Annotated in this window: 17 protein-coding genes and 1 pseudogene; 13 read left to right on the forward strand and 5 right to left on the reverse strand. The window is 52.6% G+C overall.

Annotated features, from left to right (window positions below; all coding sequences use genetic code 11):
• Positions 1 to 748 (forward strand): annotated as a pseudogene (locus tag EK23_RS23730) (replication protein); the annotation flags it as partial.
• Positions 749 to 1,896: 1,148 nt separating this feature from the next.
• Here the strand turns inward: EK23_RS23730 and EK23_RS23460 are convergent.
• Positions 1,897 to 3,150, reverse strand: coding sequence for an SPL family radical SAM protein (locus tag EK23_RS23460; protein WP_145998738.1), 1,254 nt, complete (start codon positions 3,148 to 3,150; stop codon positions 1,897 to 1,899).
• 71 nt (positions 3,151 to 3,221) lie between these two features.
• Entirely contained in the window at positions 3,222 to 3,974 is a 753-nt protein-coding gene (locus EK23_RS23465; protein WP_145998739.1) for a hypothetical protein, read from the reverse strand.
• Between the two features lie 513 nt (positions 3,975 to 4,487).
• Here EK23_RS23465 and EK23_RS18745 point away from each other — a divergent pair.
• From EK23_RS18745 to EK23_RS22115, 7 genes are all read left to right on the forward strand, one after another.
• Complete coding sequence (locus EK23_RS18745; RefSeq protein ID WP_045226937.1) at positions 4,488 to 5,279, forward strand: DNA-binding protein; 792 nt, start codon at positions 4,488 to 4,490, stop codon at positions 5,277 to 5,279.
• A gap of 288 nt (positions 5,280 to 5,567) precedes the next feature.
• Positions 5,568 to 6,371: a ParA family protein gene (locus EK23_RS18750; RefSeq protein ID WP_235282206.1), complete on the forward strand. Its 804-nt coding sequence runs from the start codon at positions 5,568 to 5,570 to the stop codon at positions 6,369 to 6,371.
• A complete protein-coding gene (locus EK23_RS18755) occupies positions 6,372 to 7,397 on the forward strand; it encodes a ParB/RepB/Spo0J family partition protein (protein WP_045226938.1) in 1,026 nt (341 codons plus the stop codon).
• A 279-nt stretch (positions 7,398 to 7,676) separates the two neighbouring features.
• Positions 7,677 to 8,060, forward strand: coding sequence for a hypothetical protein (locus EK23_RS18760; protein ID WP_052808350.1), 384 nt, complete (start codon positions 7,677 to 7,679; stop codon positions 8,058 to 8,060).
• The gene (locus EK23_RS18765) at positions 8,057 to 8,554 is read left to right on the forward strand and encodes a hypothetical protein (RefSeq protein ID WP_045226939.1); all 498 of its coding nucleotides are present in this window, start codon (positions 8,057 to 8,059) and stop codon (positions 8,552 to 8,554) included. Before EK23_RS18760 ends, EK23_RS18765 begins: the two co-directional genes overlap by 4 nt.
• A 483-nt stretch (positions 8,555 to 9,037) precedes the next feature.
• Positions 9,038 to 9,595 (forward strand): hypothetical protein, encoded by a 558-nt coding sequence (locus EK23_RS18775; RefSeq protein ID WP_045226941.1) that lies wholly within the window; start codon positions 9,038 to 9,040, stop codon positions 9,593 to 9,595.
• 126 nt (positions 9,596 to 9,721) lie between these two features.
• Complete coding sequence (locus tag EK23_RS22115; protein WP_052808351.1) at positions 9,722 to 10,729, forward strand: tetratricopeptide repeat protein; 1,008 nt, start codon at positions 9,722 to 9,724, stop codon at positions 10,727 to 10,729.
• 97 nt (positions 10,730 to 10,826) lie between these two features.
• On the opposite strand, the gene traM is transcribed toward EK23_RS22115, so the two are convergent.
• Genes traM through EK23_RS18800 form a run of 3 tightly spaced genes read right to left on the reverse strand, consistent with a single transcriptional unit; the run spans position 10,827 to position 12,399 of the window.
• On the reverse strand, positions 10,827 to 11,261 hold the full coding sequence (gene traM / locus EK23_RS18790) for a conjugal transfer transcriptional regulator TraM (RefSeq protein ID WP_045226942.1): 435 nt from the start codon (positions 11,259 to 11,261) through the stop codon (positions 10,827 to 10,829).
• Positions 11,258 to 11,986 (reverse strand): PRK13886 family protein, encoded by a 729-nt coding sequence (locus EK23_RS18795; RefSeq protein WP_045226943.1) that lies wholly within the window; start codon positions 11,984 to 11,986, stop codon positions 11,258 to 11,260. The genes traM and EK23_RS18795 overlap by 4 nt, the downstream gene beginning before the upstream one ends.
• Positions 11,986 to 12,399 (reverse strand): TraK family protein, encoded by a 414-nt coding sequence (locus EK23_RS18800; protein ID WP_045226944.1) that lies wholly within the window; start codon positions 12,397 to 12,399, stop codon positions 11,986 to 11,988. Before EK23_RS18800 ends, EK23_RS18795 begins: the two co-directional genes overlap by 1 nt.
• A gap of 298 nt (positions 12,400 to 12,697) precedes the next feature.
• Here EK23_RS18800 and traJ point away from each other — a divergent pair, with 298 nt between their 5' ends.
• The 5 genes from traJ to EK23_RS18820 all read left to right on the forward strand — a co-directional run bounded on the left by traJ (position 12,698) and on the right by EK23_RS18820 (position 17,664).
• A complete protein-coding gene (gene traJ / locus EK23_RS18805) occupies positions 12,698 to 13,069 on the forward strand; it encodes a conjugal transfer transcriptional regulator TraJ (RefSeq protein ID WP_045226978.1) in 372 nt (123 codons plus the stop codon).
• A 34-nt stretch (positions 13,070 to 13,103) separates the two neighbouring features.
• On the forward strand, positions 13,104 to 15,035 hold the full coding sequence (gene traI, locus EK23_RS18810) for a TraI/MobA(P) family conjugative relaxase (protein WP_045226945.1): 1,932 nt from the start codon (positions 13,104 to 13,106) through the stop codon (positions 15,033 to 15,035).
• Complete coding sequence (locus EK23_RS18815) at positions 15,032 to 16,876, forward strand: type IV secretory system conjugative DNA transfer family protein (RefSeq protein ID WP_045226946.1); 1,845 nt, start codon at positions 15,032 to 15,034, stop codon at positions 16,874 to 16,876. Before traI ends, EK23_RS18815 begins: the two co-directional genes overlap by 4 nt.
• A complete protein-coding gene (gene traF, locus EK23_RS22775) occupies positions 16,873 to 17,391 on the forward strand; it encodes a conjugative transfer signal peptidase TraF (protein ID WP_082054340.1) in 519 nt (172 codons plus the stop codon). The genes EK23_RS18815 and traF overlap by 4 nt, the downstream gene beginning before the upstream one ends.
• Before the next feature lie 66 nt (positions 17,392 to 17,457).
• Positions 17,458 to 17,664 carry a hypothetical protein gene (locus EK23_RS18820; protein WP_045226947.1) on the forward strand — a complete coding sequence of 69 codons (207 nt, stop codon included), beginning with the start codon at positions 17,458 to 17,460 and terminating at the stop codon, positions 17,662 to 17,664.
• Position 17,665 lies beyond the last annotated feature (1 nt).

Here is a 17,665-nt window from a genome sequence, read left to right on the forward strand (position 1 = left end):
CGAAGAACTCGTAGAAGATGCACTGCGCAAGCTGGCCGTACGTCAGAATCAAGGCTTTTATGAGCAGAAGCAGGTTCGGAGCGGCGTGTCTTTCTCCCTGCATGAACTCCGGACCGAGCTGGCATCCAGAGGGCATACCCGATCCTATCGCCAGATCATGCAGAGCCTCACGATCCTGCAGCGAAGCCATATCGAGATTCGAGCAGGGAACGGCAAGGGCGAACGGTTCATTGCAGCCAACTATCTGCCCGCCCTGGCCGCTGTCTCAGCCAAGCAGCTCGCGGAAGACCCCCGCGCACGTTGGGTCGCTCAATTCCATCCGCTGGTTACCCAATCAATCGATCGCCTCACTTACAGGCAGTTCAATTACGACCAGATGATGCGGCACTCCACCCAGCTGGCGCGCTGGCTTCATCGGCAGCTCTCTTTGAAGTTCACCTTTGCGGGCGTGTTGGCCCCTGACTTTGAAATGCGCTACAGCACGATCCGCCGGGACTCAGCCATGCTGAACCGTGGAAGAGAACGCGATAACCGCAAGGATGTCGACGACGCCTTTATGGAACTGGTCAACGGTGGCGTCTTGCAGGAAGTCTCAAAAAAAGCGTACAGGGGCGGACGCGGTGGAGTCGCCGACGTTCTTTATCAGCTAAAACCGTCGCGGGAATTCGTTCGAGAAATGAAGGCCGCCAACAAAAGGGCAAAAGATAACGAGGAAGCCGCCACAGTGGTGCCCTGCTCGATACAGTAATAGATCTAAAAACGGGAGTTTTAAGGCGCGCTTTGCCGCAGATTGAGCGATATAACCTGAATTGAAGCACCTTAATCAGCTTGAAGTGCTGTGTGCCATGGCGATAGCGAGACAGGAGTTTTAAGGCGCGCTATTGCCTTAACACAATGATTAAAGGAATTTTTAGTACACACTACTGGTTATTCCGTTTCGTGGCGACAAACTGAGCGCCACAACAACTCGCAGCCCAGGAGTTTTAAGGCGCGGTTCATGACTAAGTATGCGATTTGACGCAGTTTTGTAGGATCTGGATTACACATGAACAGGACCATGCCGAACATAGAATTGGGAGTTCTAAAGCGCGCCTGGCTGAAATTCCGGGAGTTTTAAAGCGCGGCTCTCGGGAGTTTTAAGGCGCACCCTCTGTTTATCCACAGGGAGAAAGCCGGCATGTGGGAGTTTTAAGGCGCGTTCTCGGGAAGCGGCAGGAGTTTTAAGGCGCGCCTGCCAAAAAGCGTAGGAGTTCTAAGGCGCGCTTGAGGAAGAGCACGGGAGTTTTAAGACGCGGCAATGCTGCCAGGCAAGCCAAAAGGTTGTCTGGACAGGAGTTCTAAGACGCGCGCATCCAATCTTTTCATAGACTAAACAATGGCTTGTAGACTCTTATTCTTTATCCTTGTTTAACCTTCTAAATCTATCCTTGTTCTTTGGCCAACTATGGTCAATCGATAAGCACGAGAAGCCCTACCGCGAACGACCGCTACCCCAACCACCTCCGACGCCCACGTGCCATCTCTACCTGGCAAATTCGGCCATTGCCGTCAGTCGACCAATCCGCACAACGGCCATTCGCGAACGTCGGCTTGCCTCTACCTCAGCTGCGTGCTTCCGACCCATTGCTGACATCGAACAGGCCTGATTCCCTATGGCCGGTTCCGAAGTGGACCGGCCGCTGGGTCACCCCAACCGAACTGGAGGTCCTCGGCCATTGCCGTCATCAACCTCGCCATAAATCAGTCATTCACGAACGTCAGCAATTGATACGGGCGCTGCGTACCTGAGGCCCTGACGGCAGAATCTCATCTGGACTGGATGAGCGACCGCATACTGACGAAAGCCGCAATCAGAATTTACCAAGATTGGCAAAGTCAAACCTGATAATATATTGATTAAGACATACGAAATTGAGCAAATAGTGATTGGGCTTCTGCCGACCATTGGTAGACAACATCTCCGTCAGGAGATGTATTACCAGTTCGCTCTACGCCATAGTAGGTTGTTGGGCTACCATTTGCCGAATCGGTATTCCATCTATATTTAAGATGATCTTCGACAGTGCCTTTGACACCCAGCCTGGAATGTAATCGGCTTCTAGAATTCAAATATCTGTCGATCGAGTTCTTGGGGCGCCATTCATTGGCAACGCGATCTAGCGAAATTTTGTCATTGACACTTCGCTTAAGAGCGCAACCAATATGATATTTAAAGACGTTCTCAAAGCCTAAAAACTGGTTAACTCCACTACAGCATGCCTCACCATCCGATAAAAACTGAAATTCGTTGTCGGCAGCGCCAAATGAAAGCCCCGCTTGTTTACATGCATCTCTTGCTCGAATAACTGTTGTGATTTTCTGGGTTGCGGGCAACAGAAATTCTCGGCCGTCCCTTCTTGATGACAAACTTTGGTACAGCATTCTAGCTCTAATCATGACTTCTGGCTCATTGCCGCCAGAAAAGGGGTGTCGACGTTCCACTGGTATCTTTAAGTGTTCTAACGAAACATGCCGTATTCCCCGCTGAGCTACTCTACTCACAAAGGTCTCTGGGCTTTCTGATAGTCCAGGAATATATGGTTGCCATCGAGCCAATACTGGAATTTTCATCTCGGCCAAGAATTCTGCAGCTGCAAGCAGCTTTGTTGGAGGCGACGAGTGAGGCTCGACTTTTTCTGAAAATGCATCATTCGTTGAGCTGAACGAGAACTGACAGATCAAATACTTGCAGTCTCTTAGCATTGATAAATACGGTTCCCTGCAAATCGCATCACTCTTTGTGCTTATTACAACTGGGTATTCTGCCTCGATTATTGCCTCAAGAAATCTCGCTGTTATTCGATGACGTAGTTCGGCCGGTTGAAACGGATCACTCATGCCTCCAAAATGTATTGGCACTCTGCGTCTTATCATCTCCGCAATTAAGCCGGCAGAATCTTCTTGGGCACGCCGGAACATTTTATGAAGTGCATATGGATCAGCTGGAATAACACGACGATCCGGTACGTTTCCGCCGCGATAAAGAGCAAAGCAATAGGTACAACCAAATGCGCAGCCTCTATACGAATCTAGACGTAATGGAAGGCTGCAGAAAGGGAATTGGCTGGTTACAGTTAATGGTGTAGTAAAGCGCAGTCTCTTTTCTTGCATGAGTTTACTTTTTCCAGAATGCCGATTGGATTTCCAGGCGCTAAGCTTACGCCATAGCCTGCCTAGATCGTTTATATTAACCTATTAAATATCCACTCTAATACAGTACAGATATTTTGAAGAACTGTGATAAGGATAAGAACTGAACCGATCAAAAGAAGCAAAATAACAATGCCGCGCTTTATTGGTCTGCTGCCGGCCAGGTACCCGTATAATTCCCAAAATAACTCTCGCTCGGCTTCATCGACATTGTCATCATTTTCACTAATTTTTAACTCATAGAGCGTATTCTCGTAAAAAAACGTCCAATAAGTCTTTTCGGGTTCTTTTAGTGGCCGCTCTAGTGGCTTAACTTCCGGACAGCACTTAGCTGCAAGCTTTTTCTCTACAAGAGTTTTAAAGAGCTTCGAAGATGTGTTAGGAAATATACATCTAAATGCGGCGTGAAGGAAATTTCGCTGTTTCTCAACCCCGCCCATTGGGACTTCATAATAAATCTCCCATACGATCCACCGAGGAGAATGTCCCTCTTGCTTATATGATGTGAAATTTCGGTATCGTTTTACTATGGATGGCACCCATATGACATAAAGAACCCATGCAATTGTGTAGACGAATGAAGCCAACCATAAAAGCCACCACCGAAATGGGAGTTCCCAATGCAATACGTAACTCATATTTTCGATAGTAAATTTTGTCTCTTGAGGCATGTGCTCCAGCACTTTTACAACAATTGGAACAAGCGCAAACCAGCCGACTAATAGTCGCAATGCTGAAGAATTGAACCATTTTCCTATAAACTGCCAATGCCGTTCGAAGCGCATTCTTGGTTTTCCATGATTGTTGTACGTGAAAAAGCATTCTATTTTGCTCGTTAAAGGTAAAACGATAGTTGCAATTTCTTGATTGTTCCAGTTGTTGGGCGTCGGCTTTCCTAGCGGTCATCGGAATAGGTATGATCGCGGTGAGCGATAGCCAGGTCGTTGGTGTATTCCGTATAAGAGGAACAGCGGACAAATATGGAGCGTCATGAATGCACGGCAATGCGGGGCGCTTACCGCAACTGGCCCAGCATGTTTCGTAATCCTGACATTCGGGCCGAATAAGCCGTGATCACGAGCGGCTGCAATGGCCGAGGATATGGCGACCCTGGATGAGAATCGAACGTCAGCTGCCTGGGTGGAGCAGTCGTACCATTGACCACTTGGCTGATAGCGCGATGGGCTGGAATTGGCTGAAATCTGTCACTCGTAGGTTGACGCAATCACAAACGCATTAAGTTCCTTATCTAAATAATAAAAATAATATTATGATTATTAAAAATCTAGGAGTCCATCATGTCCGCTATCCCTTCCGATATCCGCGAGCGCATTATCGCTGCCGCTACGACTATTTACGAAGATAACCGCCATGAGGTCTTCCCCACGGTGGATCAGGTACGCCGTGCAGCGAGAGCTGACATGAATACAACCAGCGCTGTTATGCGCGAATGGCGCCGGCAACAGTTGGCTAAAGCGGCGCCTACGGCGATACAGGTTCCGGAGGCTGTCAGTCGCGCTAACAGCCTGGCGCTGGCGAACCTATGGCAACAGGCCCAGGAGTTGGCTAATGAGGGCCTACGGGCAGCACAGAGCGCTTGGGATGGCGAGAGGGACGAGTTGGACAGCTTGCGCCGGGAGATATCTGAAGCTTTCGAACAGCAGGCTAAAGAACTCACTCAGCTCAGGGACGAGCTTGAATCAACTAAAAAGGCTCATCAGTTAGCTCTGGAGTTACAAGGACGTGATCTGCAGGTCGTCACCAGTGAGCGAGATAAACTCCGCATGGAGTTGGCTGCTCTACAGGTGAAATACGAGGCGCTGGAACAGTCTCAGCAGGATCAGAAAAAGCAGGCAGCCACCGAAGTTCATCGGATTGCGGAGCGACTGACCAAAATAGAGGCCGAGCGGGATGAAGAACGAAAGGGCGCTTCAAAAGCACGGGAGGAAACAGCTCGCTTATCCGGCCAACTGGCAGCACACCAAGAACAAATGGCCGTCATCGTAGCGCGATTAGGCCCGTCAGCCGTCTCCGCAAAGGGTGCAAAATCGCCCGGTAGTGAGGGTAGTGACGATGTGAACGAAAGTTGACCATTCGCCCGGAGAACGCGAGAAATATGACGATTCACACGATTATCCACAAGCTCATCAACCATTGCTGTGGATAGAAGCCGAATTTAGCCGCTAAAATTAAAAGCTATAAAAAACGATTGACCAAATAAACTAACAGATCTAGCATTTATCCGTCGGTCATTGCTCAGGCTGCTCCTGGCTCCGAAAATAAGCACTTGCCATGGAATGCCTGATCGCTCGAACCGGCATACAATCATGAGCCTAAGCACGGACTAGAAACATCAAAATCAAGGGATGGAACCTCCTATGGCGCAAGCTACGAATACCTTCGAAGGTTTTAGGGCTATGAAAACGCTAGTAACCGCCAACCAGAAGGGCGGTGTTGGGAAAACTTCCACGCTCGTCCATCTGGCTTTTGACTTTCTGGAGCGCGGTTTGAGGGTAGCGGTTATCGACCTGGACACCCAGGCCAACGCCTCATTTACGCTGCAGCACCATAAAAGTGGCCAACTCGCCAGCCACTTGTTCGATGCCGGGAATAAGGGCCTTAAAGATTTCGTCAAGCGGTTGCCGTCCGGCCCAATGATGCAGTTGATCGAGAGCGATGCCAAGCTCGCCGACATGGAACGGCGCACCATCAACGAAGCCAGCGCCAACTTCAAGCTGAACATCGATACGTTGAAAAAGGGCTTTGATGTCATCCTGATCGATACGGCTCCATCCCTTGGCGTCTCAATGGTCGCTGCGCTGTTCTCTGCTGATTTCGTGCTGTCCCCAATTGAGCTGGAGGCTTACAGCATCCAGGGAATCAAGAAGATGGTCACCACAATCGCAAATGTCAGGAAGACCAATAAGTCCCTTCAATTCCTTGGAATGATGCCAAGTAAGGTGGATGCCAGGAATCCACGCCATGCGCGGCACCTGGGGGAATTGGAACGCGCGTATCCTCAGCTACTGATACCGGCCAGGATCGGATTGCGCAGCAGCATCGCCGATGCGCTCGCGTCGGGTATCCCTGTTTGGAAGATCAAAAAGACAGCGGCCCGCAAGGCGGCACAAGAAGTGCGTGCCCTTGCGAGTTATGTGTTCGACAAGTTGGAGATTGCCTAAATGGCTACAGCAGTAAAACGCAAGAAGAGCGGCGAGGAACCGGTGGTGAGTTCGATGATGTCCGGGCTTGGTCTCGACAGCATTGGCGATCTTTCCGGCTTGCTGAGCGATCCCGAGAACGGACCCGCTGAGGCAGGGCCGCAACACATAGCTCTGGATCTGATTGACGAAGATCCGAATCAGCCTCGCCATGCCGACAACCCGGGTTTCTCAAAGGAGAGTCTGGCCGAACTTGCGGAGACGATTCGCTTGCGTGGCGTAAAGACACCGATTTCGCTGAGAGACAACAAGGACCAGCCGGGTAGGTACATTATCAATCACGGCGCACGCCGGTTCCGGGCAACCAAAGTTGCCGGCAAGGACACCATTCCGGCTTTCATCGATAACGACTACCTGGAAGTCGACCAGGTCATCGAGAACCTGCAGCGGAATGAACTAACGCCACGTGAAATCGCCGACTATATTGGCAGAGAGTTAGCGAAGGGCAAAAAGAAAGGGGAGATCGCCAAGGAGTTGGGCAAGTCTCCGGCGTTTGTAACTCAGCACGTAACACTGCTCGATCTGCCAGAGCCGATTGCTCAGGCGTTCCAGACGGGCAGGACCAATGACGTAACTCTGATCAACGAGCTTACCAAGGCTTACAAATCCGATGATGGTGCTGTTACTGCCTGGCTGGCCGGGCCTAATCAGGACATAACGCGCGGGACTGTCAAACAGCTCCGCGATTTTATTGATGCTGAATCTCGGGGCAGAGTAATTGAGGAAGACGAAAGCGAGATTGACGCCGAACAGATTTCAGCAGAAGAAGAGGCGGTTGATCGCCAAAAGCCTGAGGCCAAGGTTGCTGATCCGGACAAGCTGAAAAAAGCCATTGTCTTGGTCAGGCATGACGGCCGGCAAGGCCGGCTTCTGCTGAAAAAGCGCCCGGCCTCTCATGGGTTCGCTTGGATCAGATTAGACGATGACGGTGCTGAGTTTGAAGCTGACTTGTCGAGCGTTGAATTGGTGGCTGTCATCGAGGGATGAGGGCATTTGCGCTCCCAGAGGCAACAGGCGGTTTTAGCCGCTAAAGTCTAGACAGCGTGATGCTGTGCGATATTGAGTTGCTGGCGCTCCAGGAGCAAGACAGTAGCTTCATAGCGATCAGACAACTCGCAAGGAAAAGCTTGTCATGTCAGCGAGTTCAGATCTGTTTATCTTGCTTAAAGAGAAGATACACAGAAACTGCTCAATTACTTGTTGGGCGTTGGGCGTCAAATATAGACCGGTATAGAGAACGCAGGAATCGCACGGTAGGGGAACTATGTGAGAACAGATCAGGAATTGACACAAGCCGGGCTTACCACTTCTGGCCTAAAACGGTACAAAGATGCAGTTGCTGACTTTGAAAAAACCTTGTTAGAAAAGGCGATTGTGTTCGCCCAAGCAGATAAGGCGGACGATTCAAGCGTTGAGGTGACACACGACCATGTAAGGTCTGGCGCCATGGCTATGGCAGCTAGTCTTGGCAAGGCCAAGGCGTCACCTTGGGCTATCCCGGTTCAAATTGGTGAATACGTCTTTACTGCTCTTGCCGGCATCGGCGGAGGCTCTTTAAAGGAGTCTTGGGGGACACCTCTCTTCGTCCTAAGCGTGGCCATCGCAGTGGTTCTATTTGTTGTGCGCAGCACGAGGCTGAAACAGCCATGAAAATCATTTATACAGAATCCGGAAAGAACGCGATTGAAAGTTACAAGGAACGAAAAGCGAAAGAGTTAGAAGAGAGCATCAAGCAGAGGAAGTATGTGCTAGGAGACGATCTGATTGAGATCACCGGCTCTGATGTTAAAGAGGCCCAAGATGAGATTGGTCATTACAAGATTTATGCTCGTCGGCGCACGTCATCCTACAAACTCGCCCTTCAGCTCTACTCAGTCGTTGGGGTGCTAATGACCCTAGGCGGGATCTTTTATCAGGATGTCGTCTACCTTTTTACCCAAAGGCCCCAGCAGGTCGCGTTTATTGTCTCCGGCATTGGGATTTCAATCGTCTGTGTCGCCATGCTGTGGCGATTGAAGTCAAGGGAGGAGGCCGAAGAAGCTCTGATGAGAATCGAACGGTTGTCCATGCGGGAAATGGCTTCGAAGGACGCCCAACAAGGCGCTCAAGCCGACGGTTCCGCCTCTGGCGGTCCCGCGGTTTAGCTTGAGCATTATGTCGCATGATCACCCGTAACGCACCTGATACTTGGCAGTCGCTGCAGACCGAAGTAGGTCGCATTCTCGAAGAGTGCGGTTTTGACGGCGAAGTCGAGAGGAAGATTCAGTCTGCCCGCGGTGTTGTGGAACTCGACGTTTACGCCGAAGAAACGGTTCGGGGGAGGAAGTACGCAATCGTTTTCGAGTGCAAGCACTGGAATCACGCATCCCGCAAACGGTGGTGCATGGGGTTCGAACCGTAGTACAGGAGGTCGGTGCCAACATAGGTTGACGGAGTTTGCGCCAAGAGAGTAGGGCAATGGCGTTTTAGCCGCTAAAGTCAGGACAGCGAGATGCTGTGTGATTTTCAATTGCGAGCTCTGCTGCAACAGAACTCTTGTAGCGGCTCCATCCAACAATTCACTCAAGCCGACGTTGTCCACCTCTGGCTACTATGTAGGATTACCTAGGGAGTGAGCCGCACTCGCCATGCCTTCCTCCGCTATCGACAAGATCATCCGAGTGACTAAGGCTCAGGAGCAGTTCTGGTCTCGGTCTCACGGCTGGGCGCCGAGCGCCGCGGCGGACCTTCTTGCCGAGGCTCGACTTGACCGCCAACTTTCGTTCACACATACGCTCTATGATTATCTCCCACCATTTCCGCCTGACGTCGCCGAAGCCCGTCAGATTCTTGGTTACATAACGTTGCGGAGCCTGTGCGAGGGGGCGCTGAAGCTGTTCTTTTCTGTCTGGTTTAATGATTATCGAAAAGACCAAGACGCGGTTTATGACCGCAAGCGGACGCTTCTCTCGCCCGAAGACATAGCTTTCGACAGGCTGATTGCACTTTACGCCAAGAAAGGTGATTTTAAGTTCGAGCCATTCCTTCGTCGTGTCCAGCGGCGCGGCAACGCGATTCACCACTTCTGTGATCGTGACATTGGCACTCAGTCTGGCTTGATCGCCGACATTGTGGAGTTCAAAGCATTCCTTCTCGCCGTGAACAGTCAGCTACCCTATCCCGATGACATTTCTGATCCGGACTAGGCGTAATGCGGTGATTTCCAGTTCGGCGGCTAACAAACCGGTTGCAGGCAACGCCGGGATCGCATCTTGGTTGATAATTAAACCTCATCGGCCCGACGCGACTGAGCTGAAACGTTAGGGGAACTAATGGGCTTGTTCAATTTTCTATTCGGAGGTAGCAAGACAAAAGTTGCGGATCGAGTGCATTCTCAGCCTTTGTCGCCAAAGCTTGCTTCCTTTCGCGAAAATTTTGTTGAAATAGAGCTATTGGGTTTCTTTGGGCCGTTCAGAAAATCGCACTCCGGCGAGTGGGCAATATGCTGGAGTGATAGCGATGAGCCAAATCATAGAGGCGGCTATCGAGAAAGCGGTCATGGACGCTATGTCCTCTATAACGTTACACAAGACAGAATCGCGTTGCAGGGCAAATTGGAACGACCCAATTCCGGCAGTGTCGCGGAGAATGGCACCTTTGCTATTGAAGACTGGCATTTCGGGAGTGAGCTATCTGGAACGTTCTACGTAATTTCCTCCACTGGGCGTGAACTCATTAAGAAGAAGTTCGAAGCGAATCTATATAACAGCGCCATATCCGATACTGGGCACTTTGCAGTCTGCCAAACTGCCAACTCTCCACTAGGCGAAGACGGAAACCGATTCACCGCATTTGATGTGGAAAAGACCGTCGAGTTATTTTCCATACATCCTCCCACCGGCAGGGCTGACAGATACATGTTTATCGAGGACATTCCGAAATTTGGTGTCGTCATAAACAAGATTGGCACGTTTTACTATGACATGCTGGGGAACTTTATTGATTCAGAAAAATTCGACGCGGCTCGGCTGCGATGTGATAGGTATGACGTAGTTTTGTTAGCCGCCGAAGAGATTGTTAAGACTCCCGAACTCAACGATCAACTTGCCAGTGCAGCGCTTGAGGCAACTATTAGGGCTCTTTCGCTCGGTGCAGAGAAGGACCAAAGTTGGAAGGCTATCGCACTCAAGATTCAAGGATTAGCCCATGAGTTCTTGCGCAACAACGAGGGGGCAATTGCCGCCTTCGATGAGGCGTTACGGATCAATCCAAAGATCGGCGTCAAGCGTAAAGCCGATTCACTGCGAAGAAAGCTGATGCGCAATGAACCGTTCTCCTAACGAATAAATGTTATATCACTTGATAGAAGCGAACCACGATCTGAACTGGTGTTGGGAAAGCCCTGATTTCACACTTTTTAGCGGCTAAATTCTGCGCTTAAAGCTTATCGCTTAAAGCAAGCAACGACGCCCCAAGTGCTACTGTGGAGGCAAATAAGTTGCCCATGATGAGCCAGCGTAAGTTGCTCACTGCTCCATTCACGACGTTTGCGTCGCTTTGGATCTCCTTGCGCACCGCTTCCGCGACGGCGCGTGCGCCGGATGTAGTCGCTTCATCGATTGTTTGTCTGCTAGACGTGAGAGCCGCATTCAAAATGCGTTCGGCGCGAGTTTTTGAATCGTCCCTCCAGCGTTGCGCCGCGGCTTCGAGGTTCTCCTCGAAGCGCTTCAGAAGTTCCTGCTGGACGTTGTAGCTATCCAGGAGTAGCCGCTTGTTGATTGTATGCAGGACCATTATGGGATCATCCCGCCCCACGGAAATCGCATGGGTCGCCGCGATCTCTTTGATTAATTCCTCTATTGGTGTGCTCATAGGACAGCCGCCGCTTCCATCTGGCCGAATAGCTTGTCTTTGAATATCTTGAGGCGCTGCCGGGTCATGATCGTCAAAGACTCCATCGCCAACGCCTCGTCGAATGTCTGGCGAGCCTGGAGCATGTCCGAAATGTCACGGCCATAGGTTTCCTCCTTCAGCTTTGGAATCGTCACGACCGCCGCGACACGATCCTTGTAGTCTTTGTAGGCTTTCAATTGCTCGAAGCCTTTGCCTTCGTGCTCGATGGGTCCCCAATACTGATTCAGCCAAACGACAATTGTGGATGGTGTCGGGAACTGGCTGGCAAGCGCCCGAAAGCCGTTTACGGTGTCTTCCAGGGCCTGGCCTCCTGTTATAACAGTATGTACGACCAGCTCGTAACCCAAGGCTTCCAGCAAAGCGGGTACCTCGTTGGTAATGAGGTAGTGTGAAAGCGGCACAAAGGAACTGGCGCCGTTGTCGATGATGACGTCGCCGGCGCTATTGTCCGCCACGAGTTCGACAAGGGCGTCGAAGGCTCGTGTGTTGATTTCGTCACCCTCCATGATTTCCAGCTTGCGGACATTTAGTCCCTTGTAACCCGTGAACGTGGCGTTTACAGGGTCTGTGTCGACGCACAGCGGGTTTTGGCCTTTTGAACCTTTGAATTGCGCGAGTACGGAGCTGATGAGGCTCTTGCCGACGCCGCCTTTTCCTTGAAGCACCATGTGGACTTTCGACATCAGAATAACTCCTCTTTGTTTGGTACCGGACTGAATCTAAATCCCTTCAAGATATCGCTCTCGGCGGCTGACATTCGGGCCGCCTGGGGCATCTCTTTTGACGTGGCGTCAGCCGTCTTGTGTGGCGATTTGACGGTATTTGGAGAAACGGCGTTTCGCGTCGCCTTGGCTTCTGGGCTCGGGCTTTGAATGTATCGGCGAACATGCTTCCGGAAGGTTTCGTACCCTGACTTGATCAGTCCGGATTCGTGCATGTGTTCCCATATCGTCGTCAACGCATAGCCGGCCGCCAGGGCCTCGACGACGTTTTCCTTCACGGCCAGGAAAGCCACGGTCGCAGATTCTTGGCGTGGTTTTACGGGTTCGCGCTGTTTGACCCAAGCGCCCAATTCTTCGATGTAGCTTTTGGCCATCCGCTGGTTTCTCGGTTGGAAAGCGTGTGGAAAGCATGAGTAGACCGAATGCAAAGCACAGCAAGTGCTAAGTTGGGTCCTGCATAGTATCGTACTATCGATATAAAGTGACAAGAGCAGACTATTGTCGTACTCTTTCCATGGAGTATCTGTGAGTTAAGTCCGGGGCAGGATATGTGAAGTAGGCCCACCGTCGAGCCGGCTGTCCTACTTCGCTTCCCCTAATTCGCACTGTGTGCTCAACGGGAATCCTGCTCTGCGAGGCAACGGCTGCCGCCGGAACACAATGGAGAGAGCCATGGAAACACTGAAGCCAAGCACTCGAAAGAACAGTCCGCCCATCAAGGTTTATTGCCTGCCAGATGAGCGCAGGCAGATTGAAACCAATGCGGATCGCGTTGGTCTGGCCCTTTCATCGTACTTGCTGACCCTTGGTCTTGGGTATGAACCTAGAGGCGTCGTTGATGGTGAGAAGGTTGACGAGCTAATGCGCATCAACGGTGATCTGGGACGGTTAGGTGGATTGCTGAAGCTGTGGCTGACTGACGATGCGCGGGCGGCCATGCTGGGCGATTCCACTATCCGGGCTCTCCTGTCGAAGATCGAGGACACGCAGGACCTCATGACCGATGCGATTCGGAGTGTGGTTCTTCCGAGATCAAAGCGGTGAGTTTTAGCGGCTAAAACACGTTGCAGGTAGGGCCATGATCGCCAAGCACGTTCCGATGCGTACAGTCCGGAAGAGTGATTTTGCCGGCCTGGTGAAATACATTTGCGATCCACAAGAAAAGCGCGAGCGGGTCGATGGCGTCAGCGTGACGAATTGCTACTCCGATGACCCGTCAAAAGCCATCTTGGAGGTTACCCACACGCAGTCGCGCAATATCCGTTCGAGCGCAGACAAGACCTACCATTTGATTGTCAGCTTTCGGGCCGGAGAGAATCCGAGCGCGGACGCACTCCGAGCCATTGAAGCGCGAATCTGCGAAGGTCTGGGGTTCGGCGAGCATCAACGGGTCAGCGCGCTGCATACCGATACCGACAATGTGCACCTGCATATTGCGATCAACAAAGTTCATCCAAGCAAACTGACGGTTCTTACCCCTTATAACGACTACAAGGTTTTGGGGGATCTCTGCAAAAGCCTTGAACGTGACTATTGCCTGGAGCCCGATAACCACCAATCTCGAAAGTCAGGCAGCGAAAACCGCGCGGCAGACATGGAGCGGCACGCCGGCGTAGAGAGCCTGCTCGGGTGGATTCAACGCGAGTGCTTGGCCGATCTCAATGAAGTGCGAGACTGGTCCGCATTTAATTCCGTGCTGAATTCCCATGGCTTGCGCTTGATGGTTCGCGGCAACGGGTTTGTATTCACCGATGGCGCGGGAACCTATGTGAAAGGTAGCTCTGTCTCGCGGGAGTTTTCCAAAGCAAAGCTGGAGGCCCGCTTCGGAAGTTTCCAACAAGAAAAGACTGCGCGGAAGGCCCAAGCACAGCGCCGCTATGAACCTCGTCCGGTAAAGATCCACGTCGATACCACAGAGCTTTATGCGAGGTATATCGCCGAGCAACGACTAACGTCGGCAGCGCGGGCACAGGCATCGGCGGAGGTCCGAGACAGGCGGCACAGGCTGATTCAAACCGCCAAGCGCACGGCAAAGTTAAAGAGAGCCGTCATCAAGTTGGTCGGCGGCTCTGCGCAGTCAAAACGACTGCTGTACGCGCTGGTTTCCAAATCGCTGCGGGACAACATCGCCCACATCAACCAAAAGTGCCGGACCGACAAAGAATCCGTCCATCGGCTGCATCGAAGAATGACCTGGGCTGACTGGTTGAGGGCTGAGGCTATTCAAGGAGACCGGCACGCGCTGGTAGCCTTGCGGGCGCGGGAAGCCGCTCAGTCCTCCTTGAAAGGTAACACCGTGGCAGGTACAGGCCAGCAAGCTCAATCTGCTGACGCCGCAGAAGTGATGCAGGACAGCATCACCAAGAAAGGAACCGCCATTTATGTGGCCGGCCACACAACTATCCGGGATGACGGCACCCGGATTCAGGTATCGAGAGAGTTAAGCCAGCGGACCGCTTCTACAGCGCTAAAGATGGCGATGGAGCGGTACGGTACTCATCTTGCGATCAACGGTACCGAACAGTTCAAGGATCTACTCGTGCAGGCTGCTGCGGAAACCAAGCTGCCCATTACGTTCGATGATCCTGAGCTTGAGCAGCGCCGTCAGGCGCTAATGAAACAACCCCAACCGCAGAACTCCGCACACGGCCAGCGTGGGGGAGTACCGTGGAACGGCCAACCGCGACGGACTCATGAGCAGCCAGCAATAGATCCAGCAGCCTGGACAGCGGCTGACTCCTACATTCTGGAACAGAACAGGAACAGGCTTTACTTTATCGATATTCCGGAGCATGATCGATATAGCGATAAACACGGCGCGGTGATGATTTATGGAGGATTACGCACTGTGAAGGGCCAGCTTCTCGCGCTTTTGCAAAAGGACACACATGTCTATGTGCTGCCGGTCGATGAGTCCACGGCCAGTCAGTTACGACGGAAGCTCGTCGGGACCACCGTTACGTTCGTAAATGGCGCGGTTCAGCAACAGACCAAAGGACGAGCGCGGTGAAACGCGACAATGCTGTCGGACCTCAGGTTCGGCAGGGCCAAGGCCGAAGCAATCCGCATGCTGTCGGAGTCTTGCTCGCCTTTGCGCTTGGATTTGTCGCTGCGACTCAGTGGTTCGCCCACCAGTTCGGCTACCAGGCTGCATTGGGAAGCAGCCTCGGCCCTGTCTATGCGCCCTGGCAAATTTTGCTGTGGGCCAACGCCTGGTACACCACCTATCCCGACGCCATCATGCAGTCGGGCAGCGTCGGCATGATAGTCGCCACGCTTGGACTCGTTGCCGTTGCGTTGGCAAAGATGGTGGCGGCCAATACAGCCAAGGCGCACGAGTTCCTGCATGGCTCAGCGCGGTGGGCGAACTGTAAGGACATCGAGGCGGCCGGCTTGTTTAACAACGATGGCGTCTATGTCGGTGCGTGGAAGGACAAGGCCGGCAAGGTACATTATCTCCGCCACAATGGCCCAGAGCATGTGCTTTGTTACGCTCCGACCCGTTCGGGCAAAGGGGTTGGCCTGGTTATCCCGACCCTGTTGAGCTGGCCACATTCGGCAGTCATCACCGATCTGAAAGGCGAACTGTGGGCGCTTACTTCAGGCTGGCGGCAAAAGCATGCGGGTAATCGTGTCCTGCGCTTCGATCCGGCCGCCAGCGTCGGCAGCGTGGCTTGGAACCCGCTGGAGGAAATTCGCCTTGGGACCGATTCTGTCATCGGCGATGTGCAGAACCTGGCCAATTTGATCGTGGACCCCGATGGCAAGGGGCTGGAATCACACTGGCAGAAAACCTCTCATGCCTTGCTTGTCGGCGTCATTCTGCATGTTCTATATAAGGGGCAGAATGAGGGGGCCCCTGCTACTTTGCCGGCTGTCGATGCGCTTCTTACCAACCCCAAGCGGCCCATTAAAGAACTCTGGCGCGAGATGACGTCCTACGCGCATGTGGACGGACAGCCTCATGCGGTCGTGGCTTCCGCCGCACAGGACATGATTGACCGGCCCGAAGAGGAAGCCGGATCGGTTCTCTCGACGGCCAAGTCATATCTCGCTCTTTACCGCGACCCAGTGGTCGCCAACAACGTGAGGAAGTCGCAATTCAGGATCACGGATCTGATGAACCACGACGATCCCGTGAGTCTGTATATCGTCACCCACCCCAACGATAAAGCTCGCCTGCGGCCTCTAGTCAGAGTATTGGTGAACATGATCGTGCGATTGCTGGCCGATAAAATGGAGTTCGAGAAAGGCAGGTCGAAAGCTCACTACAAACACCGTCTGTTGCTGATGATGGACGAGTTTCCGAGCCTGGGGCGTCTCGATATTTTGCAAGAATCACTTGCCTTCATCGCTGGCTATGGCATCAAGGCGTACTTGATCTGTCAGGACATCAATCAACTCAAGAGCCGCGAGACCGGGTACGGTCACGATGAGGCCATCACCTCGAATTGCCACATCCAGAATGCTTTTCCACCGAATCGAGTCGAGACAGCCGAATACTTGTCGAAGCTCACCGGCCAAACGACCATCCTGAAGGAGCAAATCACCACCAGTGGAGGACGTTCTTCCATCCTGCTCGGTAATGTATCCAGGACGCAGCAGGAAGTTCAGCGGCCACTGCTGACGGTCGATGAGGCACTTCGGATGCCAGGGCCGAAGAAGAACGCTTCCGACCAGATAGCCGAGCCTGGCGACATGGTTATTTATGCCGCTGGATTTCCCGCCATTTACGGGCGACAGCCGCTGTACTTCCAAGATCCCATTTTTCAGGTCAGGGCTGAGATTCCCGCGCCGGACAAGACAGACTGCCTGATTCGCGCGACCGAACCGCAAAGGATCACGCTATGACGCTGCGCCGGTTTGCTTCCGCAGCTCTCCTTTTGACCACTGCTGTGGGTACTGCTGGTTGGGCTGGTTTGCGCGTGAATACCACGCACAGCATCCCGCCAGGGGTTTACTGGCTCACTGATCTTCCGGTTACACCGGGTGACACCGTGTTAGCGTGTCCGCCAGAGTTGCCGGTGATAGCGGAGGCATTCCAGCGAGGCTACATCGGAGTTGGCTTCTGCCCTGGCGGTTATGAATACCTGTTCAAGCGAGCTTTAGCCGCTAAAAACGACGTGGTTTCCATCGAGCCATCCGGCGTATCCGTCAACGGCTCATCAATCCCAAACACCGCGCAAATGTCCGCCGATCCTGCCGGCCGGAGGTTACCGATATATAGTAAAATAGGTTTTAGGCTGTCCGAAAATGACGTTTTACTGATATCTAACTACAGCCCACGATCTTTTGACGGAAGGTATTTTGGCCCGGTCGACAGTTCGCTAATTCGCGGCGTGGTTATCCCACTCGTCACTTGGTGACATGAGGTCCATTCACCCTATTCCCGTGCTGAAAGGGCCGATAAAAGCAAGCGCAAGGAGTCGTGTATGAGCGAGAAAGTTGTCCCACTCCTTCCAGAAAATGGTGTTCCTGATGGTGAGGCCATTGCTGAAAAGCTATCGGATGCGGCAATCCCCGGCTATGCCGCCGAGTTCGATCCGGATGAGGCCGAGTCGGCTGGGGCTTTTGTGGAGGATGCGCTGACCGAGGACGACGCCATCGAGAGTGCCACCGATCTGCCGGACGAGGACTAAA

This window comes from Methyloterricola oryzae (assembly GCF_000934725.1).
Taxonomy (GTDB): Bacteria; Pseudomonadota; Gammaproteobacteria; order Methylococcales; family Methylococcaceae; genus Methyloterricola; species Methyloterricola oryzae.